The 24,313-nt window shown below is 63.5% G+C and carries 17 protein-coding genes and 1 pseudogene; 10 read left to right on the top strand and 8 right to left on the bottom strand.

Annotated elements, in window-relative coordinates:
* Positions 1-38: 38 nt before the first annotated feature.
* The 5 genes from ACFSM0_RS17140 to ACFSM0_RS17120 form a co-directional block, all read right to left on the bottom strand.
* On the bottom strand, positions 39-2,219 hold the full coding sequence (locus ACFSM0_RS17140) for a beta strand repeat-containing protein (protein WP_377393390.1): 2,181 nt from the start codon (positions 2,217-2,219) through the stop codon (positions 39-41).
* A complete protein-coding gene (locus ACFSM0_RS17135) occupies positions 2,206-2,724 on the bottom strand; it encodes a hypothetical protein (RefSeq protein ID WP_377393387.1) in 519 nt (172 codons plus the stop codon). The genes ACFSM0_RS17140 and ACFSM0_RS17135 overlap by 14 nt, the downstream gene beginning before the upstream one ends.
* Before the next feature lie 655 nt (positions 2,725-3,379).
* Positions 3,380-5,797 (bottom strand): beta strand repeat-containing protein, encoded by a 2,418-nt coding sequence (locus ACFSM0_RS17130; RefSeq protein ID WP_377393384.1) that lies wholly within the window; start codon positions 5,795-5,797, stop codon positions 3,380-3,382.
* A gap of 490 nt (positions 5,798-6,287) precedes the next feature.
* On the bottom strand, positions 6,288-7,469 hold the full coding sequence (locus ACFSM0_RS17125; protein ID WP_377393381.1) for a TIGR03032 family protein: 1,182 nt from the start codon (positions 7,467-7,469) through the stop codon (positions 6,288-6,290).
* A gap of 247 nt (positions 7,470-7,716) precedes the next feature.
* The gene (locus ACFSM0_RS17120) at positions 7,717-8,223 is read right to left on the bottom strand and encodes a hypothetical protein (RefSeq protein WP_377393378.1); all 507 of its coding nucleotides are present in this window, start codon (positions 8,221-8,223) and stop codon (positions 7,717-7,719) included.
* Between the two features lie 355 nt (positions 8,224-8,578).
* Here ACFSM0_RS17120 and ACFSM0_RS17115 point away from each other — a divergent pair, with 355 nt between their 5' ends.
* From ACFSM0_RS17115 to ACFSM0_RS17095, 5 genes are all read left to right on the top strand, one after another.
* A complete protein-coding gene (locus tag ACFSM0_RS17115; RefSeq protein WP_377393375.1) occupies positions 8,579-8,884 on the top strand; it encodes a hypothetical protein in 306 nt (101 codons plus the stop codon).
* 238 nt (positions 8,885-9,122) lie between these two features.
* The gene (locus ACFSM0_RS17110; protein WP_377393372.1) at positions 9,123-9,803 is read left to right on the top strand and encodes a metallophosphoesterase; all 681 of its coding nucleotides are present in this window, start codon (positions 9,123-9,125) and stop codon (positions 9,801-9,803) included.
* 521 nt (positions 9,804-10,324) lie between these two features.
* The gene (locus ACFSM0_RS17105) at positions 10,325-12,400 is read left to right on the top strand and encodes a GumC family protein (RefSeq protein WP_377393369.1); all 2,076 of its coding nucleotides are present in this window, start codon (positions 10,325-10,327) and stop codon (positions 12,398-12,400) included.
* A 504-nt stretch (positions 12,401-12,904) separates the two neighbouring features.
* Positions 12,905-13,165 (top strand): hypothetical protein, encoded by a 261-nt coding sequence (locus ACFSM0_RS17100; protein ID WP_377393366.1) that lies wholly within the window; start codon positions 12,905-12,907, stop codon positions 13,163-13,165.
* On the top strand, positions 13,165-14,859 hold the full coding sequence (locus ACFSM0_RS17095; RefSeq protein WP_377393363.1) for a hypothetical protein: 1,695 nt from the start codon (positions 13,165-13,167) through the stop codon (positions 14,857-14,859). Before ACFSM0_RS17100 ends, ACFSM0_RS17095 begins: the two co-directional genes overlap by 1 nt.
* Before the next feature lie 345 nt (positions 14,860-15,204).
* On the opposite strand, the gene ACFSM0_RS17090 is transcribed toward ACFSM0_RS17095, so the two are convergent.
* Positions 15,205-17,298 carry an acyltransferase family protein gene (locus ACFSM0_RS17090; RefSeq protein WP_377393360.1) on the bottom strand — a complete coding sequence of 698 codons (2,094 nt, stop codon included), beginning with the start codon at positions 17,296-17,298 and terminating at the stop codon, positions 15,205-15,207.
* Positions 17,299-17,756: 458 nt separating this feature from the next.
* Between ACFSM0_RS17090 and ACFSM0_RS17085 the strand changes: the two genes are divergently transcribed.
* Positions 17,757-18,953 carry a GTP-binding protein gene (locus ACFSM0_RS17085; RefSeq protein WP_377393357.1) on the top strand — a complete coding sequence of 399 codons (1,197 nt, stop codon included), beginning with the start codon at positions 17,757-17,759 and terminating at the stop codon, positions 18,951-18,953.
* 47 nt (positions 18,954-19,000) lie between these two features.
* A complete protein-coding gene (locus tag ACFSM0_RS17080) occupies positions 19,001-19,192 on the top strand; it encodes a DUF6525 family protein (RefSeq protein ID WP_377393354.1) in 192 nt (63 codons plus the stop codon).
* A 126-nt stretch (positions 19,193-19,318) separates the two neighbouring features.
* Here ACFSM0_RS17080 and ACFSM0_RS17075 read toward each other — a convergent pair whose 3' ends face one another.
* The gene (locus tag ACFSM0_RS17075) at positions 19,319-21,862 is read right to left on the bottom strand and encodes an SGNH/GDSL hydrolase family protein (RefSeq protein WP_377393429.1); all 2,544 of its coding nucleotides are present in this window, start codon (positions 21,860-21,862) and stop codon (positions 19,319-19,321) included.
* 27 nt (positions 21,863-21,889) lie between these two features.
* Positions 21,890-22,078, bottom strand: a pseudogene (locus ACFSM0_RS17070) (phage tail assembly chaperone); the annotation flags it as partial.
* Between the two features lie 18 nt (positions 22,079-22,096).
* Here ACFSM0_RS17070 and ACFSM0_RS17065 point away from each other — a divergent pair.
* From ACFSM0_RS17065 to ACFSM0_RS17055, 3 genes are all read left to right on the top strand, one after another.
* The gene (locus tag ACFSM0_RS17065; RefSeq protein WP_377393351.1) at positions 22,097-22,819 is read left to right on the top strand and encodes a hypothetical protein; all 723 of its coding nucleotides are present in this window, start codon (positions 22,097-22,099) and stop codon (positions 22,817-22,819) included.
* Between the two features lie 502 nt (positions 22,820-23,321).
* The gene (locus ACFSM0_RS17060) at positions 23,322-23,633 is read left to right on the top strand and encodes a hypothetical protein (RefSeq protein ID WP_377393348.1); all 312 of its coding nucleotides are present in this window, start codon (positions 23,322-23,324) and stop codon (positions 23,631-23,633) included.
* Between the two features lie 388 nt (positions 23,634-24,021).
* Positions 24,022-24,144, top strand: a complete 123-nt coding sequence (locus ACFSM0_RS17055) for a hypothetical protein (RefSeq protein ID WP_377393345.1) — start codon at positions 24,022-24,024, stop codon at positions 24,142-24,144.
* The last annotated feature ends 169 nt before the right edge of the window (positions 24,145-24,313 follow it).

Genomic DNA, 24,313 nt, shown 5'->3' with positions numbered 1-24,313 from the left:
CGAGCGCATGATCCCACGCGCCCGCCCCTTGTTCAAGCTCAGACGAAGAGGAACTGCGACTCGGCGGCGGTGAGATCGGCCAGGTCGAAACCGGCGATCACCAGCACGTCGGTGCCCGAGAAATGCAGCTCGACCGAGTCGACCGTCTGAACGGCGATGTTGCTCACGAGATCGGTGAAGGTCCCGGACCACAGGCTCGTGTCGACATGAACGACATCGTCCGCCGAGAAATCGCCGATCCGGTCAACGCCACTGCCCGTGTTGAAGATGAAGGTATCCACCCCCTCACCGCCAACGAGCGTATCATTGCCCGCGCCGCCGTTGATCAGGTCGTTCCCGGCAGCCCCGTGCAGACGGTTGCTGCCGTTATCGCCGACGAGCACGTCATTGTAGCTCGACCCGAAGACGTTCTCGACATTGACGATAAAGTCGCCATCGGCATCGCCGCCAGCGGCAACGCCGGCACCGAGGTCGATCGAGACCGCCGCCGATGAGCCGACATAGGAAACGACGTCAACGCCATCGCCGCCGTCGATCATATCGCCCCCGGCATCGCCGCGCAGCGTGTCATTCCCGGCAGCGCCGAAGAGGTCGTCATTGCCCTCGCCGCCGAAGATCACGTTGTCAACGTTATCGCCCCAGAGCGTGTCGGCATAGTCCGACCCGATCAGGTTCTCGATCCCCGAGAAGACATCGCCCATGGCATCGCCGGCAAAGCCGACCCCAATCGACAGATCGACCGCGACACCCGCCGCAGCAGGGGCATAGCTCGCAAAGTCGACCCCGGCGCCACCGTTCAGGTCATCCGCGCCCGCGCCGCCCACCAGCACGTCGTTGCCGTCGCCGCCGAGAAGATCGTCGTTGCCCGCACCGCCCGAGAGGTGGTTGTTGCCGGCGTCGCCGATCAGCACGTCGGAATAGGCGGAACCGGTCAGGTTCTCGATGCCTGCGAGGATGTCGCCGTCGGCATCGCCGCCCGAGCCAAGGCCGGTCGACAGGTCGACCGAAACGGCCGCCGAGGAGAAGTTGTAGGAGACGCGGTCATTGCCCGCATCGCCGTTCAGGGTATCGGCACCCGCCCCCCCGAACAGCGTGTCATCGCCGGCACCGCCCGAGAGGATGTTGTCCGCGGCATTGCCGACCAGATAATCGGCATGGCTCGAACCGATCACTTGCTCGATGCTCGAGAACACGTCGCCCGTGGCATCCCCGCCCGAGGCCGCACCGGTCGCGAGGTTGATGCGCACCGCGGCAGAGGACGAAGCGTAGCTCACGCGGTCAATGCCCGCGCCGCCGTCCAGAATGTCGGCCCCGGCCCCCCCGACGAGGGTGTCGTCGCCCAGACCGCCGGTCAGCGTGTCGGCGCCAGCCCCGCCCGAGAGGAAGTTGGCCGCGCCATCGCCGGTCAGGGCATCGTTCCGGGCCGAACCAAAGGCGTTTTCGATGCCGAAATACTCATCGCCTTCCGCATCGCCGCCCGAACCGAGGCCGGTCGACAGATCAACCGAGACGCCCAGCGCCGAGGAGAAGTAGGAAACGCCGTCGTTGCCCGCGTCACCGATCAGCGTGTCGGCCCCGGCCCCGCCGATCAGCGTGTCGTTGCCGGCACCGCCCGAGAGGAGGTTGTTCGCGCCGTTGCCAACCAGATAATCGGCATAGCTCGACCCGAACAGCTGCTCGATGCCCGAGAGCACATCGCCCGTGGCATCGCCGCCCGAGGCCGTGCCGGTCGCCAGATTGACGCTCACCCCGGCCGAGGAGGAAGCGTAGCTCACACGGTCGATGCCCGCGCCGCCATTCAGGATGTCGGCCCCCGCGCCGCCGATGAGGGTGTCGTTGCCCAGACCGCCGAACAGCGTGTCGTTGCCGGCCCCGCCCGAGAGGAAGTTGGCGCCGTCGTTGCCCGTCAGGGTATCGGCATGGGCCGAACCAAAGACGTTCTCGATGCTGATGTATCGGTCGCCTTCGGCATCGCCGCCGGTGCCAAGGCCGGTCGACAGGTCGACCGAAACGCCCACGGCCGAGTCGAAGTAGGAGGCGCCGTCGGTGCCGTCGCCGCCGTCCAGCATGTCTGCGCCGGCACCGCCGATCAGCGTGTCGTTACCCTCAATGCCCACCAGCAAATCAATGCCGCTGGTGCCGAGCAGGCGGTCGTTCCCGGAGGTCCCGAAGACAAAGTTTGGCAGCGCTGGCGCCGCAAGCGGATCAGAGATACTCATGTTGTTTTCCCCTGTAAGAGTTGTCGTTTGCACATCGACCAGCGCCTGGACAAGGACGACTGGTCCGCAAACAGATGTCGGCAATGAGGACGGAATTTGCCGCGCGTTGTTCGAACCGGATCACCAAGCTGGCGAAGCGGGTCGAGCTTCCGTCCAAGGCCCCCGGAAGGTGGGGGTAGAGAGAGACGAGCCGGAGCGCATCGCCCCCGGCTCCCGCCATGAAATCAGAACTCATGGCGATATTGTCGCGCTCGAGCCGCCAGTCTCTCGGCTGGCCCCCGTCGCGGCCTTCCCCTGGTGTGATCTCCAGGTTCAGGCGATCCACCCATCTCTCGGAAGAGCGGGAAGCACAAAATGTGAGGCTGTCGTTTCCTGTCGCGATGCCGTCGCAGCAGAGCGTCACCGGGACGGTGCCCGCGCCTGCGCCTGCGCCGACGCGCGCCGCCGTCGTCACGACGGAACCGCAATCGTCAGTTTTGGTTTTTACGGAACGACGGGCAGCCATCACGAAATTCCTAACGAGCGAGGGCGTGCGCGCCGCTCCCGGGATCAGGCAGGTCAGCATCAGGAAACATTCAGAAATCCGCGCAGACGAGCAGCCTGCACGAAGCGTCATTCACCTGACGGGAAGGAAGTATTTGGCGTGCGCACAAAAAGTGCCCACTGCGCTGCAATCACTGAGAGAATAAAATCGGAACCATGCAACCCCCGCAATCATGACTCTTTAACGGTCATCACCCACCACAATACATGACGCTCAGCTCTGCCGTGACATCATGTCTCGCACAGCAAATAGCAAGAATCGGACGTCGTCAACAAAATCTTAACTATTTGGTGAAAGCCCGACGCCGGGCTTTTAAACCTAAGGCGAATCGCTTTTGGGCGACAAGAGGGAGCATGCTTCGGGCCGCGCGCGCGGCCCCTTGGGCGCAGCGGCGATTTGCCAAGTGACCTGCCTCCCCAGTGACCCGCCTCCCCGTCGCCCTCCACTCTGGCCACCCCACACTCTGGCCGCCCCACACTCTGACCGCAGCTTACCGGCCGGGCCTTGCCAGACGGCATCTGCCAACGGCCAAAGCCGAGATCACGGCCGCAAGCGGCTGACTGTCTCCGACCATGGGACGGGCGGGCGCATTATCCCGCCCGCCCCGGGTTTACGCTCAGACGAAGACGAACTGAGACTCGGCAGCGCTGAGGTCGGCCAGGTTGAAACCGGCGATCACCAGCACATCGGTGCCCGAGAAATGCAGCTCGACAGTGTCGACCGTCTGGACCGCGATCGTGCTCACGAGAGTGGAGAACGTCCCGGACCACAGGGCCGTGTCGATCTCGATGGTGTCTTCGGCAGAGAAATCGCCGATCCGGTCGACATCGTCGCCCAGATGGAACATGAAGGTATCCGCGCCGCCCCCCCCGTTCAGCGTGTCATTGCCCGCGTTGCCCGTGATCACGTCATCTCCCGCGGCACCATGCAGGCGGTTGTCGCCAGCATCGCCCACGAGCGTGTCGCTATAGTTCGACCCGAAGATGTTCTCGATATCGACGAGCGTGTCACCACTGGCATCGCCGCCAAAGCTGACGCCGGTGCCAAGGTCGACCACGACCCCCGCCGAGGACGTGGCATAGGACAGAAGGTCGATGCCGTCACCGCCGTCGATCGTGTCCCCCCCCGCGTCGCCGCGCAAGGTGTCGTCCCCGGCGCCGCCATGGATGTTGTCGTTGCCCGTGCCGCCGAAGATCGTGTTGTCGCCGGCGTCGCCCGTGAGCCTGTCGGCATAGGCCGAACCGATCAGGGTCTCGATCCCCGAGAGGATGTCGCCTTCGGCATCGCCCCCGATACCGATCCCGGAGGAAAGATCGACAGAGACCCCGCCCGCAGAGGCGGCATAGCTTGCGATGTCCGTCCCGGAGCCACCGTCGAGAACGTCCGCGCCGAGACCGCCCAGCAGCTGGTCATTGCCGCCGCCGCCGGAGAGCGTGTCGTTGCCCGCCCCTCCCGAGAGGAAGTTGGCCAGGTCGTTGCCCTTCAGGGCATCGCCATAGGCCGACCCGAAGACATTCTCGATGTTCATGAGCAGGTCGCCTGCGGCATCCCCGTTCGAGCCAAGGCCGGTCGACAGGTCGACCGAAACGCCCAGCGCCGAAGCGTAGTAGGAGACGCCGTCAGTACCCGCTTCGCCGTTCAGGGTGTCGGCACCGGCCCCCCCGATCAACGTATCGTTGCCAGCCCCGCCGGAGAGAACGTTGTCCGCGGCACTGCCAAGCAGATAATCGGCATAGTTCGAGCCGAGCACCTGCTCGATGCTCAAAAGCACGTCGCCAGTAGCATCGCCACCCGAGGCTGCGCCGGTCGCCAAGTTGATGCGCACCCCCGCCGAGGAGGAGGCGTAACTCACGCGGTCAATGCCCGTGCCTCCGTCCATAATGTCGGCCCCCGCGCCGCCCTCCAGAATGTCGGCCCCCGAGTCCCCGATGAGAGTGTCTGCGCCGAGGCCACCAACGAGCGTATCATTCCCTGCACCGCCCACCAGCATGTCGTCCCCCGCGAGACCGGAGAGGTAGTTGTTCGCAGAATCCCCCGTGATGTTGTCGCCGTAAGCGGAGCCGATGACGAATTCGATGCTCGTGAGCACATCGCCAGCCGCATCTCCCGCTGTGCCGCTTCCGGTCGCAAGGTTCAGCGACACGCCGACCGCGGATGTCGAGTAAGAGGCACGGTCTGTGCCGGCGCCCCCATCGAGGCGATCAGCCCCCGCTCCGCCGATCAGCAGGTCGTTGCCCGCAGCCCCGATAAGCGTGTCGTTGTCGGCGCCCCCCGTGAGCGTATCGGCACTGTCAGTCCCGACGAGCAGAAGGCCCGTCGCCTGATGCACATCGGGCAGGAAGCCGCCCGCGACGTTGTCTTGGCTCAGATCGTTCGCATCAACGCCCGCAAGCGTGAGCAGGATCACTTGCCCATATCCGAAATCGGCCAGCAAAACCGCATCGGCCCCGCGCTGCTCGAAGAAGATCGTCCCTCCGAACGGGTTGGACCAGCCATCCCAGCCGAGGTTCCAGAACACGTTCGAGAGATCCAGCACATCGCCGCCCGCTCCGGCGGTGAAGTCGCTGACCACGGTGACGTTGTCGCGGTCAGTGTGCCAATTGGTGAGCGCAATCGTGTCGCTGCCTTCCCCGGTGGTGACGGTCAAGTGCTGGCCGGTCATGCCATAGGCTGCTGCCGAGCTCTGGTAGCTGTCGATCTGGAGCGTATCATTGCCCGCCCCGCCATCGATCAGCGCCTGCGCGACATCGAGATCAACAGAGATGCTATCGTTGCCCGCGCCGCCAGCAACGGTGACCGCGCCCCCGAGCGTGTAAACCCAGGAATGGCTCGCCGGATCGTAACTCGAATTGAACGCCTGGCCATAGACCGAGATACTGTCGGCGCCATCACCACCGTCGATCTCGATTGTCTCGATATTCCCAGAATAGGCGTAGATCGTGTCGTTTCCTGCCATCGCGTCGAGCGTGAACGAGGACCCGGTTGCGTAAACGTAGTCGGCAGAATTCGAAGTGCCAAAATCATCAGCAGCCACGACAGTTTCCGTGACAAAGGGGGGCGCATTTGCACCCGCGGATTGTAAGTAAAACGAGAGATAAGGAGGTGAACGTGCAGCCGCTCAACCAAGTTAGAGGCGAATCAAAAATTCCGCCTCAGATCGAATTCAATCAATAAACGTGTTTTGATGAACCTCCATAAAACACTATACCATTCACTTTAGTCTTTACTCTGCCGGCATGACGCAACCGCGACAAAAAAGACGCGCGCATGACCTGCTTGCTCAACTGTTTCTTAAGACTTTGGTGTCGTCAACGAAATCTTGACGGGCCACGTCAATGGCCCCCGGAGTTTTCGGAATGCCGCAAAAGTGAGCGATGCGGCGCGGTGCCCAGGGGCTCGGCTGCGCGACGGAAGGCGCGGAAAGCGGGGGTTTCTCCACCCTGCCCCCTCGACACGACTCAGCACGAATCACCGTGCAGCCGATCTTGACCTTCAAGCGCAGGAGGCGCGGAAGTTTCTTCCTGTCACCGCTCCGCAGACGCGATCGCGACCAGCCCCGGCAGTTTTTTATCTCTCAGGCTGAGGGCCTGTGGATTGTGACGCCCCGCGATGACCTGCACATCATAGATCTCGCGCATCTCGCCCTCGATCCGGGCGCCCGCCACCTGCCTGCCGCTGCGCAGATCGACGACGGAAAGGCCGCACCTTGGCTCCAGCTTCCGCGCGCTCAAAATCGCATCGAGCGGAAGGCCGCTGAACGTCTCGTAGCGTGGCAACGAAAGGCCGACAATCGCGTAGTGGCGCTGAAATGCCAGCCCGCGCGCGTAGCCGTCGAACCGGGTCACGACCTCCAGCTGCCCATTGGCGGGATCGACGACGCAAAGCTCGCCGCGCCCGGAGTTCAACACCCAAAGCTTGCCCCCGAACAAGCGGGGGGAATGCGGCATGGAAAGCCCGGCGCAAACTGTTTCGCCGGAGGGCACATCGATCACCAGCCCCCCTGCATCACGATGCTCCCGCCAGCCGTCCTTTCTGTCGGTGGCAGCAACGGCAGTGACATACCGTGGCTGTCCGTTTTCGCAGGCAAGACCGTTGAGATGGCAGCGGTCTTCCGGCACCAGCGCCGAGATGAACGCAGGCTTCCAGAGTGGCCGGAAATTGAAGCCATCCGCCAAGGTGCCGAGGCAGTTGAACAGCGTGTTGACGAAGATCGGCTCTTGCGCCGCATCAAGGCAAAGATCGTGGATGTCGAGCCCGCCGGTGATCCAGCTCTGACGGGGCACAAAAAGAGCGTCACTGCCGTCTTCCCAGATCTGGCCCGGTGTCAAAAAATCATCGAGCCGGACCAGCATGCGTTCGGTCGCCAAAAACATCCTGCGATGATCCGGTGAGAAGGCGATCCCCATGCAGCGGCCAAAATTCGACTGATTGGCACGAAGCCCGCCGTTTTCGCGCCGCCCGAGGAGCAAAACCTTGCCCGCCTGATATGACGAAAGCGCGATGGCACTGCCGCTTTCCTGGAGCCAGTCACCGAAATGCAGACTGGGGTGAATTGAAAAATCCATAAAAACCTCTTGAAGCTGAAAGCATCGCGACCGGAAAGGGTAAAAACAGTGTCGATCCGCGGCGGAGAATGGGAGGCTCTCGACGTTTTGTAAAGTGAACTTGCCCCTGAAATGGAACGGATATGACGCGATCCACTGCACTCAGCCGGTGAAGGAATGATCACACGGCGCGCCCCTGGCGGGCTTGGTTTCGGGCGCAGAAGTCCGCGGTTTCGACGATGATGGTCCCGAGACCGGACGCCCTGTGGTGCCTTCGTGCAAGAGCATGGGCGCTTGCGTCGCGCGCTCGAGCGGCACCACCGTCTTTTCGTCGCATCGGGTAGAGATCAGGGGGCCGCGCAGGCGGCGGGCCCTCCCGTCAGGCATCCGTGCAGCCGGAACGCACGCCTCAGCTGCACTCGGGCACACCGAGATCAATCAGCTGTGCACCTGTAACCATGAGCAGGCTCGCGCTGTAGCGGCCCTCGCGCAGATACCAGCGGCGCAGCGGCGGCGGATAATGCGCCGCGATCACCTGCGACCAGAATTCGAACTTTGCCGGGGAAAGGCTCAGGCCGAAGTAGCTCGGACGGTGAAAGCCAAGGCGGCTCTTGCTGTTGACGCAGCTGCCGGGCAGGCCGAGATACATCGTGCAGGCCGAGTAGCAAGTGCCCTGAATCGCCACCGATTGTCCGGCGGCCGCCATGGCGCGGATCTTGTTGGCCCGGGCGCCGACATCACCGCCGAGATCGCCGCGAACGACAATCCGGCTTGCGGCGTAAGAAACCGCGGCGGTCTGCGCCTGCGCTTGTGCGACCGGCATCACCGGAGCCGCGCCACATGCGAGCCCCAGCAAAGATGCGAAGACAAGCGGCCTCAGCAGCCCCGCCCGCAGGCGTGCGAAGAGAAATGTCATATGTTTCACCCCAGTAGAGACCGTGCGAAAGCACGGGGGCAGCGCTCCCACAGCCCTGCCCGAGGGAGTAGACCAGCGGTGACTTAACGAAGGTTTACCCGCGGCTGGACAAGTCCACGCAGGTTTGCGAAAGTTTTGCGCAGTTTGTGTCGATTACGGGGCGCACCGGCGTGGCGCGTTCAGAGTGCTTGCCGCTTGAGCGCCTTGGATGCGGGCTGCGCATTTGCGTGGCAAAGTCCCAAGATGGGCGGCCCGAACGGCCTTGTGCGTGCATTTTGCGGATTATCGCTTTGTGGTGCCCCCCCAATCCGTGCTACTTTGTAGCCTCAGGCCCATCCCAAAATGTGAGATTGCCATGAAACGCGCCTTTGTTCTTGTCGTGCTTGCCGGCCTGATCGGTGGAAGTGCGGCCTATGCCGATGTGAAAAAATGCCCGCCCGGGCAGAGCGTTGCCCCGAGCGGCCAATGCGAATGCGACGACCCCAACACCGTCAAGAAAGATGACGGGAAATGCGGCCCGATCATCACGCTGCCGAACGGCGATCTGCCGGTCAATCAGGCGACGAACTTGGTGTTCTTTGCTCCGCTTGGGGCTCTTGCGATTGCCGCGCTGGCCGGATCTGGCGGCGGCGGCGGTGCGGCGAACTCGACCACGCCCTGAGCGTCGCGCGTTCTCGCCATTTGAACGGATTTGTCGGCAGAGCGGAACGATTCACCGCTCTGGCTTTTTGTGCCTGATCCGCTTTGCATTATTGGATGGTTCAGGGGTCCGGCACGGCTGATCCGGTAGAAAGATGGAACCCATCATGCGCCTTGCTTTGCAGCGATTCGGCGCCGGCAGGCGAAACCGCCCCCTGCCGCAGCCCCTGCCCGTTTCCTTTGCACCGCCAGAGCCAGAAATGGCTGTGGCGGTGATTGGCGACGTGCATGGCATGATCGACCCGTTTCTGGACTTGATCGCGCAGATCGACAACGCGGCCCCGCAAGCCGCCATTGTCTGCGTCGGGGATCTTGTGGATCGCGGAGAGGCGTCCGCGGCGGTGTTGCGCCATGCCCATGCCTGTCGTGATCGGCTGACGGTGCTGCGCGGCAATCATGAAGACATGCTGATTGGTTTTCTGGATGCGCCTGCGCAGGAGGGGCCACGCTGGCTCAACTGCGGCGGGCTGCAAACTCTGGCGAGTTTCGGCATCGGCGGCCTGGGGCCGGCCTCGGGGGGCGCGCGCATGGAAGCGGCTGCAGCGCAACTCCGCGCGGCGATCGGGCCTGAGATCGAGGCCTGGCTCCGAGCGCTGCCGCGTCTGTGGCGCAGCGGAACGCTTGTCGTCACGCATGCCGGCGCAGACCCGTTGCGCCCGATCGAGGCGCAAACAGAGTCCGCATTGAGCTGGGGTCACCCAGAATTCGGCCGCAGGGCGCGCCTCGACGGATTGTGGATCGCGCATGGCCACACGATCGTGGCCGATCCAGTATGTGCTGATGGTATCATCTCTGTGGATACGGGGGCCTTTTCAGGCGGGGGGCTCACCGCTGCCTTGATATGCCCCGGGAACCTGCGCTTTCTGCGCGTCAGGAGCTGAGCGAGATGGCATCGAAGCATAGGCCCGATCCGCGCCCCCTGCCCCCGGTTTTGCCGTGCAAAGCCCTTCCCAAGTTCACCGCATGAATTGCGCGGGGCGGGCCCGTCATGTCTCGTCTTTGAGCCGCGCGGCCCCTGCAACCGGCAAAAGCCTGCAGGCGGGGGGCGGGCAAATGCCGCGGTTCATCGGCCCGAAAGGAGCACTCCGGGACAATTGCGATCTGTTCCGCGCGGCAGTGTTGCACGGCCCGAACGGCACGGAAGTCACATCGCGAATCCCTGCTTGGCCCTTGGCACGGGCAAGATCGTCCGCGTGGCATGGCGTCAGGAGGGACAGACGCGATCACTTCTCTTCCGTAAATGGCGCCCCAAAGCCCATCCGCGCGGCAATCGTCATCTTTTCGCTATGACTGGGAATAACTCTGGCCCCGGGGGGCACTTCAGTCTTCGATAATTGTGTGTATCGCCCCTTGCGGAACTTATACTAAGGTGCGTGCCAGCACCGATCAAAAGGTACAGTGAATGCAAAAGAATTCCACAATCCAAAGGCCTAGCTCCGAGGCGAATGACGACCTGATTGATGTGGGACAGGTGATCCTCACCTTGAGGGCGGGGTGGAAGACCGTCGCCATCAGCTTTGCTGCAATGGTGCTCGCGGGTCTGATTTTTGTGCTGTTCATCGCAACGCCGATCTACACGGCGACGGCAACGGTGATGCTCGATACGCGCAAGCCGCAGGTGATCGACCTCGAAGGCATGATGGGCAGCCTGACAGGGGATTCAAGCGAGTTGAACACCGAGGTGGAGGTGTTGCGCTCGCGCAGCCTCGCGGAGAAAACCGTCGACAAACTCGGCCTGCTCGATGACCCGGAATTCAATGCGACCCTGAAGCCGCCCTCACTGATCGCGCGCGTGCTCGGCGTGCTGCCTTTCGGCAATTCGGCTCCGGCGACACCGGAGCAAATTCGCGCCGCGGTGGTCTCGGAACTGCTCGATCATGTCAAGATTCGAAATGTTTCTTCGAGCTATGTATTTGAAATATGGGTCGACTCGGAGGGGGCCGAGAAGGCGGCGAAGATCGCTGACACGATGGCGGAGCTGTATACGCTGGGCCAGATCGAAGCCAAGTTCAAGGCAACGGAGCAGGCCACCGAGTGGCTTGCCAACCGCGTCAGCGAACTCAAGCTTGAGCTCGAACTCGCGGAAGAAAAAGTCAAAGCCTTCAATTCACAGACCACGCTTATTTCGCCTGAAGCGCTGGCCTCGATGGAGATCCAGCTCAAGGATCTGCGCGAGCGGTATGAGCAGTCGGGCAAGCAATTGACCGCGGCGCAGACCCGACTGGAGGCGTTGAACGCCGCGCAGACGCTGCAAGACAAGAAACTTGCCGCGCATGATCCGCAGCTTGCGCAGATCGACGAGACGAATACCGTGGCGTTTGATCATCGTTTCGAACAGGTTGTGGCGCGCACCGAGCTCGAGGTGGCCCGGATGCAGGATCAAAACAAGGCGATCAAGAGGTCGCTCGATAACCTGATGGCGCAGATATCCAAGCAGGGTGACGACATGATCACGCTGCAGCAACTCACCCGCGAGGCGGATGCCAGCCGCGCCCTTTATGAGTATTTTCTGTCGCGCCTGAAGGAAACCTCCGCACAACAGGGTATCCAGCAGGCGGACAGCCGCTTGCTCTCCGCGGCCGTCGTGCCGATCAAGCCGACCGCACCAAGCAAGAGCCTTGTGCTGACGATTTGTGCCCTCCTTGGCCTTCTGGGCGGCGCCGGGATCGTGATGGCGCGTGAGATGATGGACACGAGCTATCGCAGCGCGCGCAAGCTTGAACAGGATACCGGCATCATTGTCATGGGGCAGATCCCGTTGATTCCGGCAAAGGATCGCACGGGGATTCTCGACTATATCCTGAGCAAGCCCGCTTCGGCGGTGATGGAAGCTTTCCGCAACCTGCGCACCTCTGTGCTGCTGTCGAACATCGACCAACCGCCAAAGGTGATCATGGTAACCTCATCGGTTCCGGGAGAGGGCAAGACAACAAATTCACTCGCCTTGGCACAGACGCTGGTGGGCATCGACAAATCCGTGCTTCTGGTCGAGGGAGACATTCGCCGCAGCATGCTCAGCGCCTATTTCCCGAAGCGCAGCGTGAAAAAGGGCATTGTCACCCTGCTGGCAGGTCAGGGGGAGCTTGATGAGGTCGCGGTCAAGGATGAGCGGACAGGGCTGACGGTGATCCTTGGCGAGGATTCGACGATCAGCGCCGCAGACCTTTTCATGTCGGACGCCTATCACAAGTTCATCGCCGAGATGCGGGATCAGTTCGATTACATCGTGATCGACTCGCCGCCGGTTCTGATGGTGCCCGATGCCCGGATCATCGCGCGCTCGGTCGATGCGGTGCTGTTCACGGTGCGCTGGAACACCACCGGGCGCAGCCAGATTCAAGACGCGCTCAAGGTTTTTGACGCGGTAAACTTGCGGGTCAGCGGGCTGATCATGAGCCAGGTCGACGGCGAGAAGATGAAGCTTTACGGCTATAACAACAAATATGCCGCCTCCGGCGCGGGATATTACCGGGAGTAGGGAGATCGATCCCCGGGTTTGATGCTGCGGTTCCCTCACGCCGGCGCCAGGATCGTGCCCATGGGGGCGCCCTTGATCGAGTCGATGGCGCCCCGCGGGCTCGTCCTCTGCGACTTGGGGCGGGCCAGGCTCGACGCGCCGTCCGAGGCCGCGCCCGGCGCGAGCAAGATATAGCGCGGCGACAGATGGGCGCGGCACCAGCTTGGCGCAGGCCTGAAGGGGGCTCACGGACGCCCCCCGAGCAGATTGCGCCGGATCAACAGAGACAGGGCATCTGCGCGCCGGACAGCCCGTGAAGATTGCGCATCACTCAGGTCTCCTTGCGCAGCCTGACTGACGCCAAAAGCCTGAACGCAACCGGTCTGGAGCCCAAGCGCCCGGCCCCCCGCGCCCGCCATGCTCGACGCGATGCATTTGCACCGCGCGTTGCCGCAACGCCTTGTTCGGACATTGTCGGCGATGATCTCGCCATGCGTGCAATTCTGCCCCCGGGAGGACCGCTTGATGATCGACACCATCCCGACCGCACATGCCGGCGGCCATCTTGACAGCTTTGCCATGGGCGCGATCCCGGTCTCTGCGACCGTGCCGATCCCCCCGGGGGCCGATGAGGCGGGCATCGCCACAGCGCGCGATGCCGCCGTCGTCGCTCTCGCAACCGCTGCCCGCCTCGTGCAGGGCATGCCGTGCCACTGGATCGAGCCGCAGCACGCTGACGGTGCGGCTCGCCCGGTATCTGGTCTCAACATCGAGGAGTTTGTCTAATGTCGGATGAAATAACGACGAATGTGCTGCCTCAGGTCACATCTGCCGATGAGGTGCTCGTCTATAGCGATGGCGCGGCTGCGCGCCAGCCGTTCGCCGATTTTGGCGCACAACTGGTTGCGAGCGGTCTGGTGGCCTCCGACGTGGCCGTCACGATCGAAGATTTCGGGGGCGGCGTCGACAAATCCGAGACGGAGAACCGGGACGCGGTCCAGGCCTTTCTGGAGTCGGATGTGTCCGTGCTGCTCTTCACCAGCATGGCGGATACGGAATACCTGCTCAGCCCGGTGGACACCACGGGCTATAACCGCAAGGCGTTTGTGGGCCGGTTCGAGGGCTCGCGCATGGGGCCCGTGATCCGAAATCCGGGCTACGGGGACAGCTTTTATGGCTCCGGCGAAAACATCACCCTGCAAAACCTTTATGTGCAGGGCAATGGCGACGGATCGAACAACGTGTCGCGCGGCGTCAATCTGACCGGGAAATGGGCCAGTGTGCGCAACAGCTGGTTTCGCTTCTTCAATGACGAGGGCGTGTATCTCCGCTCTGGCGCCGCGACCGTGGCCGATTGCACCGGATGGGATTGCTGCAAAAACCGCAGCAGCACCACGCGGCGCGGCGCCCTGCGGCTCGGCGGCTTCGACATCTACTCCGTCAACAACCAGTTCGGCTGTTCGCAGAATGTTGAAGATTACCGCCAACTTACCGGCCCGGACATGGTCAATGTCGGGGTGATGATCGACGGGGCAAATTGCTTTGTCGTCAACACCTCTGGCGAAAACGCCGACATCGGCATCTGGCTCACCGGGGACAACGGGTTCAACCGATTGATCAACTGTCGCGGGGACTTCTCCTGGGGGCACAACTGGCTGATCGAGAGCCACAACAACATGATTGCAAACGGGCTGGCCGAGAACCCGAGCCTGGAGAGCGACGGGCTTTACGATGCCTTCCGCATCACCGGCGCCGGAAACCGTCTGTCGAATTGCCACGTTCACGCGGTGGACCCGTTCGAGACCGGGGTCTGCTTGCCGAAATACGCCTTCAACGACATGGTCGCCAGCGAGAAGCTGGAAGAGTTGACCAAATACTCCAACTGCGACGGGGTCTACAAAGACGCGCTCTTTGTCTCCTCGGGCGGCGGGTATTCCGGCTCTTCCTTCGAGGTCAAATCCCACCCGCTGCGCACGGATTCGACGACCCCGGACGTCAATCGCACCGGGTTTGTTGTTTGCACGCAAGCCGAGGGCGGGCAAATCACCGGGCTGGTGGGCGGATATAGCGGGCAGGAGGTGACGATCCTCGCCACCACGCCGATCACCCTTGTGCACAGCACCGAGTTCTGGCTCCGCGGTGAGCGTGATCACTCGATGGAAGCCAACACGCTCACCAGTTTCGTGAATTACTACGGGCGCTGGTACGAGCACGGCGACCAGGGCGACACGAAGATCGTCGACTTTTGGTGGGCGGGGCAGACACTGCTGAACGGCGCCAGCGTCACCAGCGCAGACATCAGTCTTCGCTGCAATGTTGGCGATTTCGTCGAAGTGGCGCCGAGCGTCGCGGTGGGGGCGGTGATCTACACCGCGCAAGTGGTCGCAGAGCGCAAGGTGCGGATCACTGTGGCGAATATGTCCGGGGCCACGGTCACGATCCCGGCCGCGGTTTGGCGGGTGCGGATCAAGGAGCGCTAAGCGGAACCTCTGGACCGTCCCGATCTGGGGCGGGCCACCACCGCGGCGCCGCCTCTGGTGCGTGCCGCGGCTGGCGGGCCCGGCGAAGTCAATCTCCCCTCCCGGATGGGCTGGGGCTCTGATCGCGCGATCCGCGATGAACCGCTGCGCGGCTTTTGGGCGGCGGAGATCGACGCCATCGTTTGACCCCGGCGCGAAAGGGGCAGAGCGTTCCGTTGCCTGATTGGCGCAGCAAGGCCGGTCTTATGATGGGCTTTGCAACGCGCGGGAAACGGCCGGTCAACGGGGGCTATGAGATCCTCCGGGATGGCCCCCATCGGAGCGCGCAACCGCACCGTGAGGGCGTTATGGCCGTATCGCCGCGCGCGCGCCCTCGATGGCCTCCACCACAAGCGGAGCCAAACGCCGCGCCCCGGCTTGGCTTGGGTGATCGCTGTCAAAATAGTAAACACCCTGCGCATCGGCATTGACACACCGTGCAGATGCCGCCTCACAAAACGCCTCGGCGGTGTGCACCAGACGCACCCGGGCAAGCTCTGCCGCAAGCCGCTCAAACAGGGCATTCACCTCTGCGTTCCGCGCCTGATAGCCCGCGTAAGAGGTGGAGACCACACTGTCACGGCCCCGAAACAGCGCATGTTTGAAGCCGACCTGCGGCACATTCCACCCCGGTTCGGGAACCGGCGCGACAAGGACCACCTCGAACCGCTTTGCAAGGTCACGGATCTGCGCTTCATAGGCCCTCAACACGCGTGCGCGCCGCTCCGGGTCATCAACACCGCCCGCTTTGCCCAAAACATCAATATAGGCATCTGCCCCCGGCTCGCGCCCGCCCTCGCCGTTGTCATAACGGTGCCCCTCAAGATAAAGCGTGTAGCGCGCGGTGAGCACGATGGTCGAGACCCCGGCTTGGGCGGCATAATCCAGCACCGACGTGTCAAACGCCGCACACCGATGCGCGGGCCCGAGATCGACGCGATGGAACCCAGGCAAGGGGATGCACCCTCCGTAGCCGACATCGTAATAGCCAATTCCGCGGCGCTCGAGAAGCGCGCCCACCGCCTCGGAAATCGCCAACGCATGGCTGTCGCCCAGCAACAGCACATCCATCCGCGCCTTGGCATCGGGATGCGCGCAACCGGGCACCGGTTGGCGCGGCAGATCATGGTTGAGGTCAAAAAAGCAGCCATCGCCCCGGTCGGCGCGGTCCGTTGCCGCGCTCAGATAGCGCGTCACGCCCGCATCAAAGCGCGCGGGCACGCCTTTCGCCAGATACCCGGCCAGCGAAAGCGAGATCAGCAGCACAAAACACGCGCCCGCTGCCCCAAAGAGCGCCGGCCGCGCGCCAAACAGGCCCCGGCGTTTGCGCAAAGGCTGCTCCACAAAACGCCAGGAGACCCCGGCCAGCAACAACGAAGCCACGGCAACCGCCACGAGGGCTTCGGGGCTCGGGTCATGAACGCTGCGCAGACGCAACAGCGCAAACAGCGGCTGGTGCCAGAGATAGGCGCTGTAAGAAATCAGCCCGATCCCAACAAACGGGCGCGCCGCCAGGAGCTTTCCCACAAGGGTCGCGGGCCCGGCAAACAGGATCACAAGCCCGGTGCCAAGCACCGGCACCAGCGTGAGCGGGCCCGGATAGGGCATTGTGGCGCTGAAGAGGAAGATTGCCACAAAGATCAGCACAAGCCCAAGGCCGGCAAACGCGCCCGCAACCGCCCCCTCCCCCAGCCGGTCGCGCGCGCCAAGCCCGACCGCGAGGAGCGCGCCGAAGCCAATCTCCCAGAACCGGGACAGCGTGAAGAAAAAGTTCCGCGCCGGGTTCTCGCTCATCCCCCAGAGGCAGATTGCAAAGCTGACACAGACACCGACAAGCAGAACCGCAAACAGCATCGGGCGGCGCAGCTTGCGCAGCAGGTAGAGCGCGGCAGGGAACAGGAAGTAATACTGCTCCTCGATCGCCAGGCTCCAAGTGTGCATCAGCGGCTGCAACTCGGCATTGGGGGAGAAATAATCGACCTGGCTCAGGAAGAAGAAATTCGACAGCCCGAGCGCGACGGAAAACACACTGGCAGCAAAATCCTCAAGCTGCTGGGGCGACATCCAGGCCCAAGCGAAGGGCGCGGTAAAGGCGATCACCACCAGAAGTGCGGGCACAATGCGCCGAATGCGGCGTTCGTAAAAAAACGCCAGCGTGAAGGCATCGCGGGCGATCTCATCTTGAAGGATGCGGGTGATCAGATAGCCGCTAATCACAAAAAAGACATCAACGCCAACGTAACCGCCCCCAAACGCCACAAAGCCCGCATGAAAGAAGATCACGGGAAGCACGGCCACTGCGCGCAAGCCATCAATCTCACGGCGGTAGCGCGGGGCATATGTGTGGCGGGGCGGCGCGGGGCTCTTGCGAGAATAGGCCCAGGTCTCATGCGATGTCATGACGAAGTTCCGTCTCTGGAGAGGCGATCCCCAGAGGGGCCAATGCATGCTCCCGGGGCTTGCCCGGCGGGATACCCGAAAGCGCTTCCACCGCAACTATTTTTTCCCCCGACCCGCTCTTTTTAGAGTGGAGCGCAGAGGGAGGCACGCGGCCTTGATCTCGCGCCATTGCCCCCGCGCCCCCCTGCGATAGCCCCCCCCCGGTCGCGGCGCCGGGGGCGGCAAGATGGGCAGTTTTCATTCGCCCGCGCTGCAGGTGGCGGCGGTGAGGAAGGTGGGCCAATTCCCCGCCCGCCGGGCGCGCTGACAAACCGAGCCAAGCCTATTCCATCGCCATCAAATTCAACCGCGGAGCGGGGGCACCTCGCGCTCACGGCAATCGGCCTGCCAGCCTTCCGGTCTTGCGCTCCAGAAAGTTACATTATAACACAATGTAACTTTATAACGTGGAGTCCCCCATGCCCGACCGTCTGCCTGTCACTGTGCTTTCCGGCTTTCTTGGCGCCGGAAAGACCACGCTTCTCAACCACATCCTTGCCAATCGCGCTGGTTTGCGGGTGGCGGTGATCGTCAATGACATGTCCGAGGTGAACATCGACGCCGATCTGGTGCGCGCGGGCGCAAGCCTCACGCGCGGCGAGGAAAAGCTGGTCGAGATGACCAACGGCTGCATCTGCTGCACCCTGCGCGACGATTTGCTGCTGGAGGTGCGCCGCCTCGCTGAAGCGGGTCGCTTCGACTATCTGCTGATCGAATCGACCGGGGTATCCGAGCCGCTGCCCGTGGCCGCGACCTTCGCGTTCCGCGATGACACCGGCGCCGCGCTCGATGACATCGCCCGGCTCGACACGATGGTGACGGTGGTTGATGCGGCCAACCTGACGCGGGATTTCTCGGCGCAGGAGTTTCTGGCGGACCGCGGCGCGGAGCTTGGGCCCGAGGACGAACGCAGCCTTGTGCAACTGCTCACCGAGCAGATCGAATTTGCCGATGTGATCGTGCTCAACAAGGTGTCGTCGGCCAGCGCCGGGGATCTGGCCAATGCCCGCGCGATCCTGCGTGCGCTCAATGCCGATGCGAAGATCATCGAAACCGATCACGGCATGGTCGATCCGACCGAGATCCTCGGCACCGGGCGGTTCAGCTTTGAGGCCGCGCATCGCCACCCGACCTGGGCGCAAGAGCTTTACGGCTTTGCCGCGCATGTGCCCGAGGACGCCGAATATGGCATCACCTCTTTCGTGTTCCGCGCCGAAAGGCCCTTCGAGCCCGCGAAACTCGCCGCGTTTTTCGAGACGCCGCTGCCCGGGGTGATCCGCGCCAAGGGGCATTTCTGGCTTGCCACGCGGCCCGACTGGGTGGGGGAATTCTCGGCCGCCGGGCCGATGCTGGAGGTGAAGGCACTCGGCCTGTGGTGGGCTGCCGTGCCGGAGCATCACTGGCCCGAGGAGGCACGCGCGCGGATGGCGGCGAAGGTGGCGCAGGAATTTGGCGACCGTCGGCAAGAGATGGTATTCATCGGGAGGCTTGGCACGATGAACCGCGCCCGGATCGAGACCATGCTCCATCGTTGCCTCGTGCCGGAAACGACTTTCGCGCCCGGGCTTTGGGAAGATCTTGAAGACCCCTTCCCGCGCTGGGGCCGCGCCGCATGAGGCGCAATCTTGCGACCGGCCTGCGCGCGCGGCGACGGGAAAATCCGATGGCCGCGCATGACCGCTTGCCCGCGCCCGCCCGCGCCTGGGTGGCGCAGGCGGTGCTGCCGTGGTCTGCCGCCTCGGTGGCGCGGATCTGGGCACGGGCGATGGCGGAAACCGGATGCGAGCGCGCGGCCCTTGCGCGCCTTGTTGCGGCAGAAGCCAGGACATTGGCGCGCGAGACCCGTTGTGGATAAACGGCTGCGGGCGGATCGGCGGGCAGGTCAGTCATGATGATGTGCCCTTTCCGGGCCCAGCGCCGAGCGCACATGAAAAAGCCCGCCAAGATGGCGGGCCTGGTTGGGTTGGGTGAGATCGGTGCCTTACGAGGCCGCCCAGAAGGTGATCCCGTCGAGGCTGAGATAATCCGCGACGACATTGCGCACGGTCTGGATCTCCCCGGTCGGCAGCACGTGAAGGATGCAGGTATCGACGGTTGACCCGGTGAGGCATTGGCCGAGGGCGTATTGCGCCGATGCGGGGCGATAGCCATTCGGAAGTATCGCCACGTTGGAATAAGCCGAGATCACACCGTTTTTCGCAACACCACCAAGCGACACAAGGCCGTCTGCAGTCCTGCGCACATGCGGCGCTGCGAGCGTTGCATTATATCTCACCCAGTTATTTTGCAGCGTCAGCGCGACAGATGCGCCCGGCCAGGCAGACCAAATCGCCGCTTCAGTCATCCAGTCGCGCATGCGGCCTTGCGCAAAACTCAACGTGACCCCGTCAAGGCGCTGCCATCCCACGGTATCCGGGTGGCGCATCGTCGTCACAATACCATTAAATGGCCATCCATCCGACGATTGCGCCCGCATGACGGACAGACCCATCGGGTATTGGGTTATCGAGCCAGATGCGGCAGGCGCAACGCCGTCAACAAAGGCGCGCTGCACAAATCCGTTGCGCCGATAGCTCCCGGCAGTCGCCATTGTTTCGCGGATTGCGCGCCCCCAGATATCGAGATTGAGAGACACCTGCGGATGGGTAAGGTGGCGATCGAGCCATCTGCCCTCGCCCCCCACGGCGTTGCCAGCCTCGTCATAGGGGTTATAAATCGCGCATTGATACGCATCCGCAGCATTGTAGTAGATTTCGCGGATCGACTCCAACCACAGGTTATTGCGACCGGTGGCACTCAGGGCGTTATTCCCAAGGCAGTTCGGCATGATCAGCAAAATGCTGAGATCGTCATATCCACCATAGGTGCTGGCCCGAACCGCTGCGAGTTGCGCCAGAATATCGCGGCAAATTCCGGCCGTATCGCCCGCCGTTTCGGCCTCATTGATGCCGTATTTTATGATCAGCAGGTGTTTTTGCTCACCGTATGCCGTGAGAATATCCGCAACAGCCGTTGCCCCACTTGTCCAGCCGGTTCCCGAAATGGCGCTGTTGACAAGGCTTGCAACAGGGATGCCACTGGCCTCGAGTTCGGATTTCACCGTGTTTGCGATATTGAGCCCATAGCTATTCGTGGCCGTGCTGTCGCCGCAGATCGCCACCTTGAGCGGCGTGCCTGCATTGGCGGTTTGCTTGGCAAGCCAAAGGTGCTGCCGGTTGCGCACCGGCCCGCGCCCGGAATAGCTGTTTTTCTGGACATGCCCGCCCGTAACCGCCTTGATGATCCGGCCAGACCCGATCAGCGGCACGCCAACCGGGTTTGCGTCATCCGTGACGAGATAAGCGCGAGACAGCAGGATCGGCTTGCCCAGAGATTTCGCGCTCCCCCATGCGGCTTGATCGCTCGTCACGCCATCACCAAGAGCACCCAGCATTTCCAGCTGCGTCTCCGCCCAGGCAGGCGCCCAGTGCGCACCATCGGCGCTCTGGAAAGAGCCGACAGATGCGCTCGCCGCGCGCGCATAAAGCGCCGGAGCGGCAGGGGTGCTTTCGCTATAGGCCTGCACCTCGATCAGATCGACGCCCGCAACAACCGTTGCGGCGGCGGCCTGGGCACGGGTGTGATAGCGCAGCACTTCGGGCGCGGCACTCCCGGCCTCAAGGACAGCGTTCCGCGCCGTCAGATCCCGCCCCTCAAGCGCCGCAATGCGGCCGGTGAGCGCAGTCAGATCGTCCCTGATTGCGCCGTCTGCCGCAACCCGCGCCGCCGCCTCATTGCCGACGGCGCCCCCAACAAACGCGGTCGTTGCAATCTGCGTTGTGCTTGTGCCGACCGCAGCCGTGGGCGCGGTCGGGGTGCCCGTCAAGGCAGGGGATGCGAGCGGCGCGTTGAGGGCATCAGCGGCAATGCGGGCGGTTTCTTCACCGTCAATCGCGTCGTGCAAGGTAGAAAGCGGAGGACCGCCGAGGTCGCCCCATGCCGAGCCCGACCATTCGTAAAGATGCATCGTGCTCGCGGCGAGCGCCGTATCACCTGCAACCATGCCGGTGATCCGCAAGATCGCGGCATAATCGGCCCGCAAATAGGTGTGGAGCCGCTCGGTTGCCGTGCGCGCAATCGGCGCGAAGGCCTGGCACGGCGCGAGCAGGTCGGGCGGGGTCGGCTCTGCCACCTCCCCCGCGGCAAGCAGATCCGCGAACACGAGATCCCCAGAACCGGCTGTCACGGCAACGCGCCACGTTGCACTTTGGCACGCCCCCGTTGCCGCGTTCGGCGCCGTGATCGTGATGTCATAGAGCGCGGCAGGGGATGGGCCGGGCACGTCATAGCGCTCACCGAGGTCACAAGCCCAAAGTGAAACATCGACAATCCCCTCGACGATGTCGCTGACCGAGGAAAACGGCAGCACCGGCGCCCCGGTCTCGCGGTCCCACCCACGCAGGGTGCAGGTGATCTTGCCGCTCACCGGGGCGGTGCCATCAGGAAGCAGAGCGGGACCGATGATCCGGCGCGTGGTGATTGCCATATTATCCTCTTGGATGGGCCGTTCGGGCGATAGGATTTTTGCCGGGAATCCTGACTGTTGCGGCACGTCTCTTCGCTGCCCACGATATTCTGCCCGCGCGGCATGGTCCACCGGGGCATCTGCCACCTGTGTCCAGTCCCAGGCGCCAAGCCGGCGATCGCGCCGGCCGCCCGGCCAGGCTGCGCCGGTCCTCCCAGGCCCATGCGACGAGATCAAAGCTCAGGCCCGGACCGGGTGATCGGAAATTGGGGGGTGGAGGGCGAGGCCTCGTTCCAAATCGCGGCCCGGAGCAACGCCTGTTACACGCTTGTCACCATTACAGGGGACACGATCCCGGCCAGCGGCGCGGTGACCGTCACGTCCACCACAGTCTCGATTCCGTCGACTGACGGTGCGAGCCTGATGGGCTGGCTGGGCGGGGTCTATGGCACTCTCACCCGCGTCTCGCCCACGCAGAAGACCTTCACGCGCGCCGAGGCGGGCGATCCCACATGGATCGGCAAGGCGCCTTTCGTGGTGGACCTGTCGGGGCGGGAGAACGGGACGCGCATCATCTGCGTCGGCACCAACAACCGCACGAACGCCGCGAAGATTCAGGAGGACATCGCGGCCCTTGTCGATGCGATCCCGACCGCCGAAAAGCGGTTCCTGATCATCACCCCGACGACGGGCGGTTCGATTGAACCCGGTGTGCCCACCGAGGAGGGTATCGGTTCGCCCGAGCAGACCGCCGTGATGGCGCTCGAGGATTGGGCCGCCGCGCGGTACGGCGACAGGGTGCTGCGCGTGCGGCCATGGTCCTGGCAGTTCGCCACCGGCTCTGCCGACGACCAAGCCGATGTTGCCGCCGGGACCGTGCCGCGGTCGCAGCGCGAGGACCCCATTCATTGGGGCACGGCGCTCAATGCCGAGATTGCCGCGTGGATCATCAACGAGATCGAAAGGAGGGCCTGGTGATGACGGGTCAGAAGATTGTGCTTGGCGACGTGGATTTCGGGGCCAGCCTCGCGTTGCCTGTCGTGCGCAACCATGCGCTGCAAACCAATGGCAGCCTGTTTCTGGTCGACGTTGCATCGGCCACCGGGGCGCGGACCGCGGCTCCGGTAAATGGATCGAGTGTCTACAATTTCGCCCATGACACGGCCATCGGCATGGTGGGCTCCGGCACCGAGGCCAGCATGGCCGGGGCGTTTGAAGTCCGGGCGCTAGCCAGGGACGCGCTCGTTGAATTGAGCGGCAAAGGCGGGCTGCATATCCTCAACTCGCAGCTCAACAACGACACCGCGAACCGCGGGATCTTCATGCACCTGCCGGAGGCGGTGCGCGCCGACATCGTGGCCAACAAGGGGCATACCTTCGGGACGGCGATCTGGAAGCGCCGCACCTGCATCGCGAAAACGCCGGGCTCGTCTATGCGTCACTGGGCGCCGCCCCGGACTACCTGCAGATTTTCAACGGCGTGGCGCCCTACGCGCGCGCGGGGGCCGTGTTCAACGCGGCTGGCGCGGGACGGAACGTGGTTGGCAATCAGCTTGTCACGCTCTGCGGCAATGCCAATAGCTTCACCGTCAACACGTCGAGCTACGTCCTGTGGGGTAACTCTGGGCCGAACAACGCGTTCCTCAATACCGCGCCGGGGGATCTGCTTTACCTGATGCACGTCGAGGATCTGACCGTCTCGGGCGTGACTGAGGCACAGTTCCACGCGCGCCACTATGAGGCTTGGGGGGAAGCGTTTGCCGAAGGCGGGCGCCTCTTCGGGGACACCTGAACCGATCCCGCCACCTTCCCGTGACCTTGCCCGCCTCAAGGGAGGCCGGAGGGGGTTGCAGCCCCCTCCAACACGGGGCGAACCGCTAAGCCCCCCGCCGATCAGCCAAAGCTTATGGCCGCTCCCCCTGCGCGGCATCGAGGGGCGGTTCCTGCTGTCGATCAACGATGTGCCCGAGATCCGCGAGATCTTCGCCTGGGCGGTGATCGAGCCCGTTCTCACGACCTACTCAGTCGCCGGCAAGGGCCGGAACGCGCCCGCGGCCGAACTCCTGATCAGGGCAGGGGCAAGGCGATCAGCTCGTGATATACTCGCCGTATCTGCAGTGAGTCGTGCAGTTGCGCCGCCCACTGCATGAGATGCAATGAATTTTCGGGCGGTTTGAATTATGAAACACAAGCGAGTTCTGTTCCTCGTTCCTGCACTTTTCCTTGGTGTCTCGGAGCTGTCCTTGCGGTTGGGCGGCACCGTTGATTTCCCGATCTTCGACGCCAACAACGTCGTCGGCTAAGTGCCTGCGCCCTCCCAGTCGGGCTCGTTTCTCAACCGCAACGACTGGGCCATCAACGACCGCAGCATGGGCACGGCGCAGCCCTGGCACGACGGTCCCGACGATGTGCTTTTGGTGGGCGACAGCATCGTCTGGTGTGGCAATTCCTGTGCGTCCGGGGACCGGCTCG

The sequence above is a fragment of the Rhodobacter lacus genome, from assembly GCF_042683065.1.
GTDB lineage: Bacteria > Pseudomonadota > Alphaproteobacteria > Rhodobacterales > Rhodobacteraceae > Rhodobacter > Rhodobacter lacus.
The sequence above is the reverse complement of the archived record's forward strand: the minus strand, read 5'-3'. Positions and strand labels throughout refer to the sequence as shown.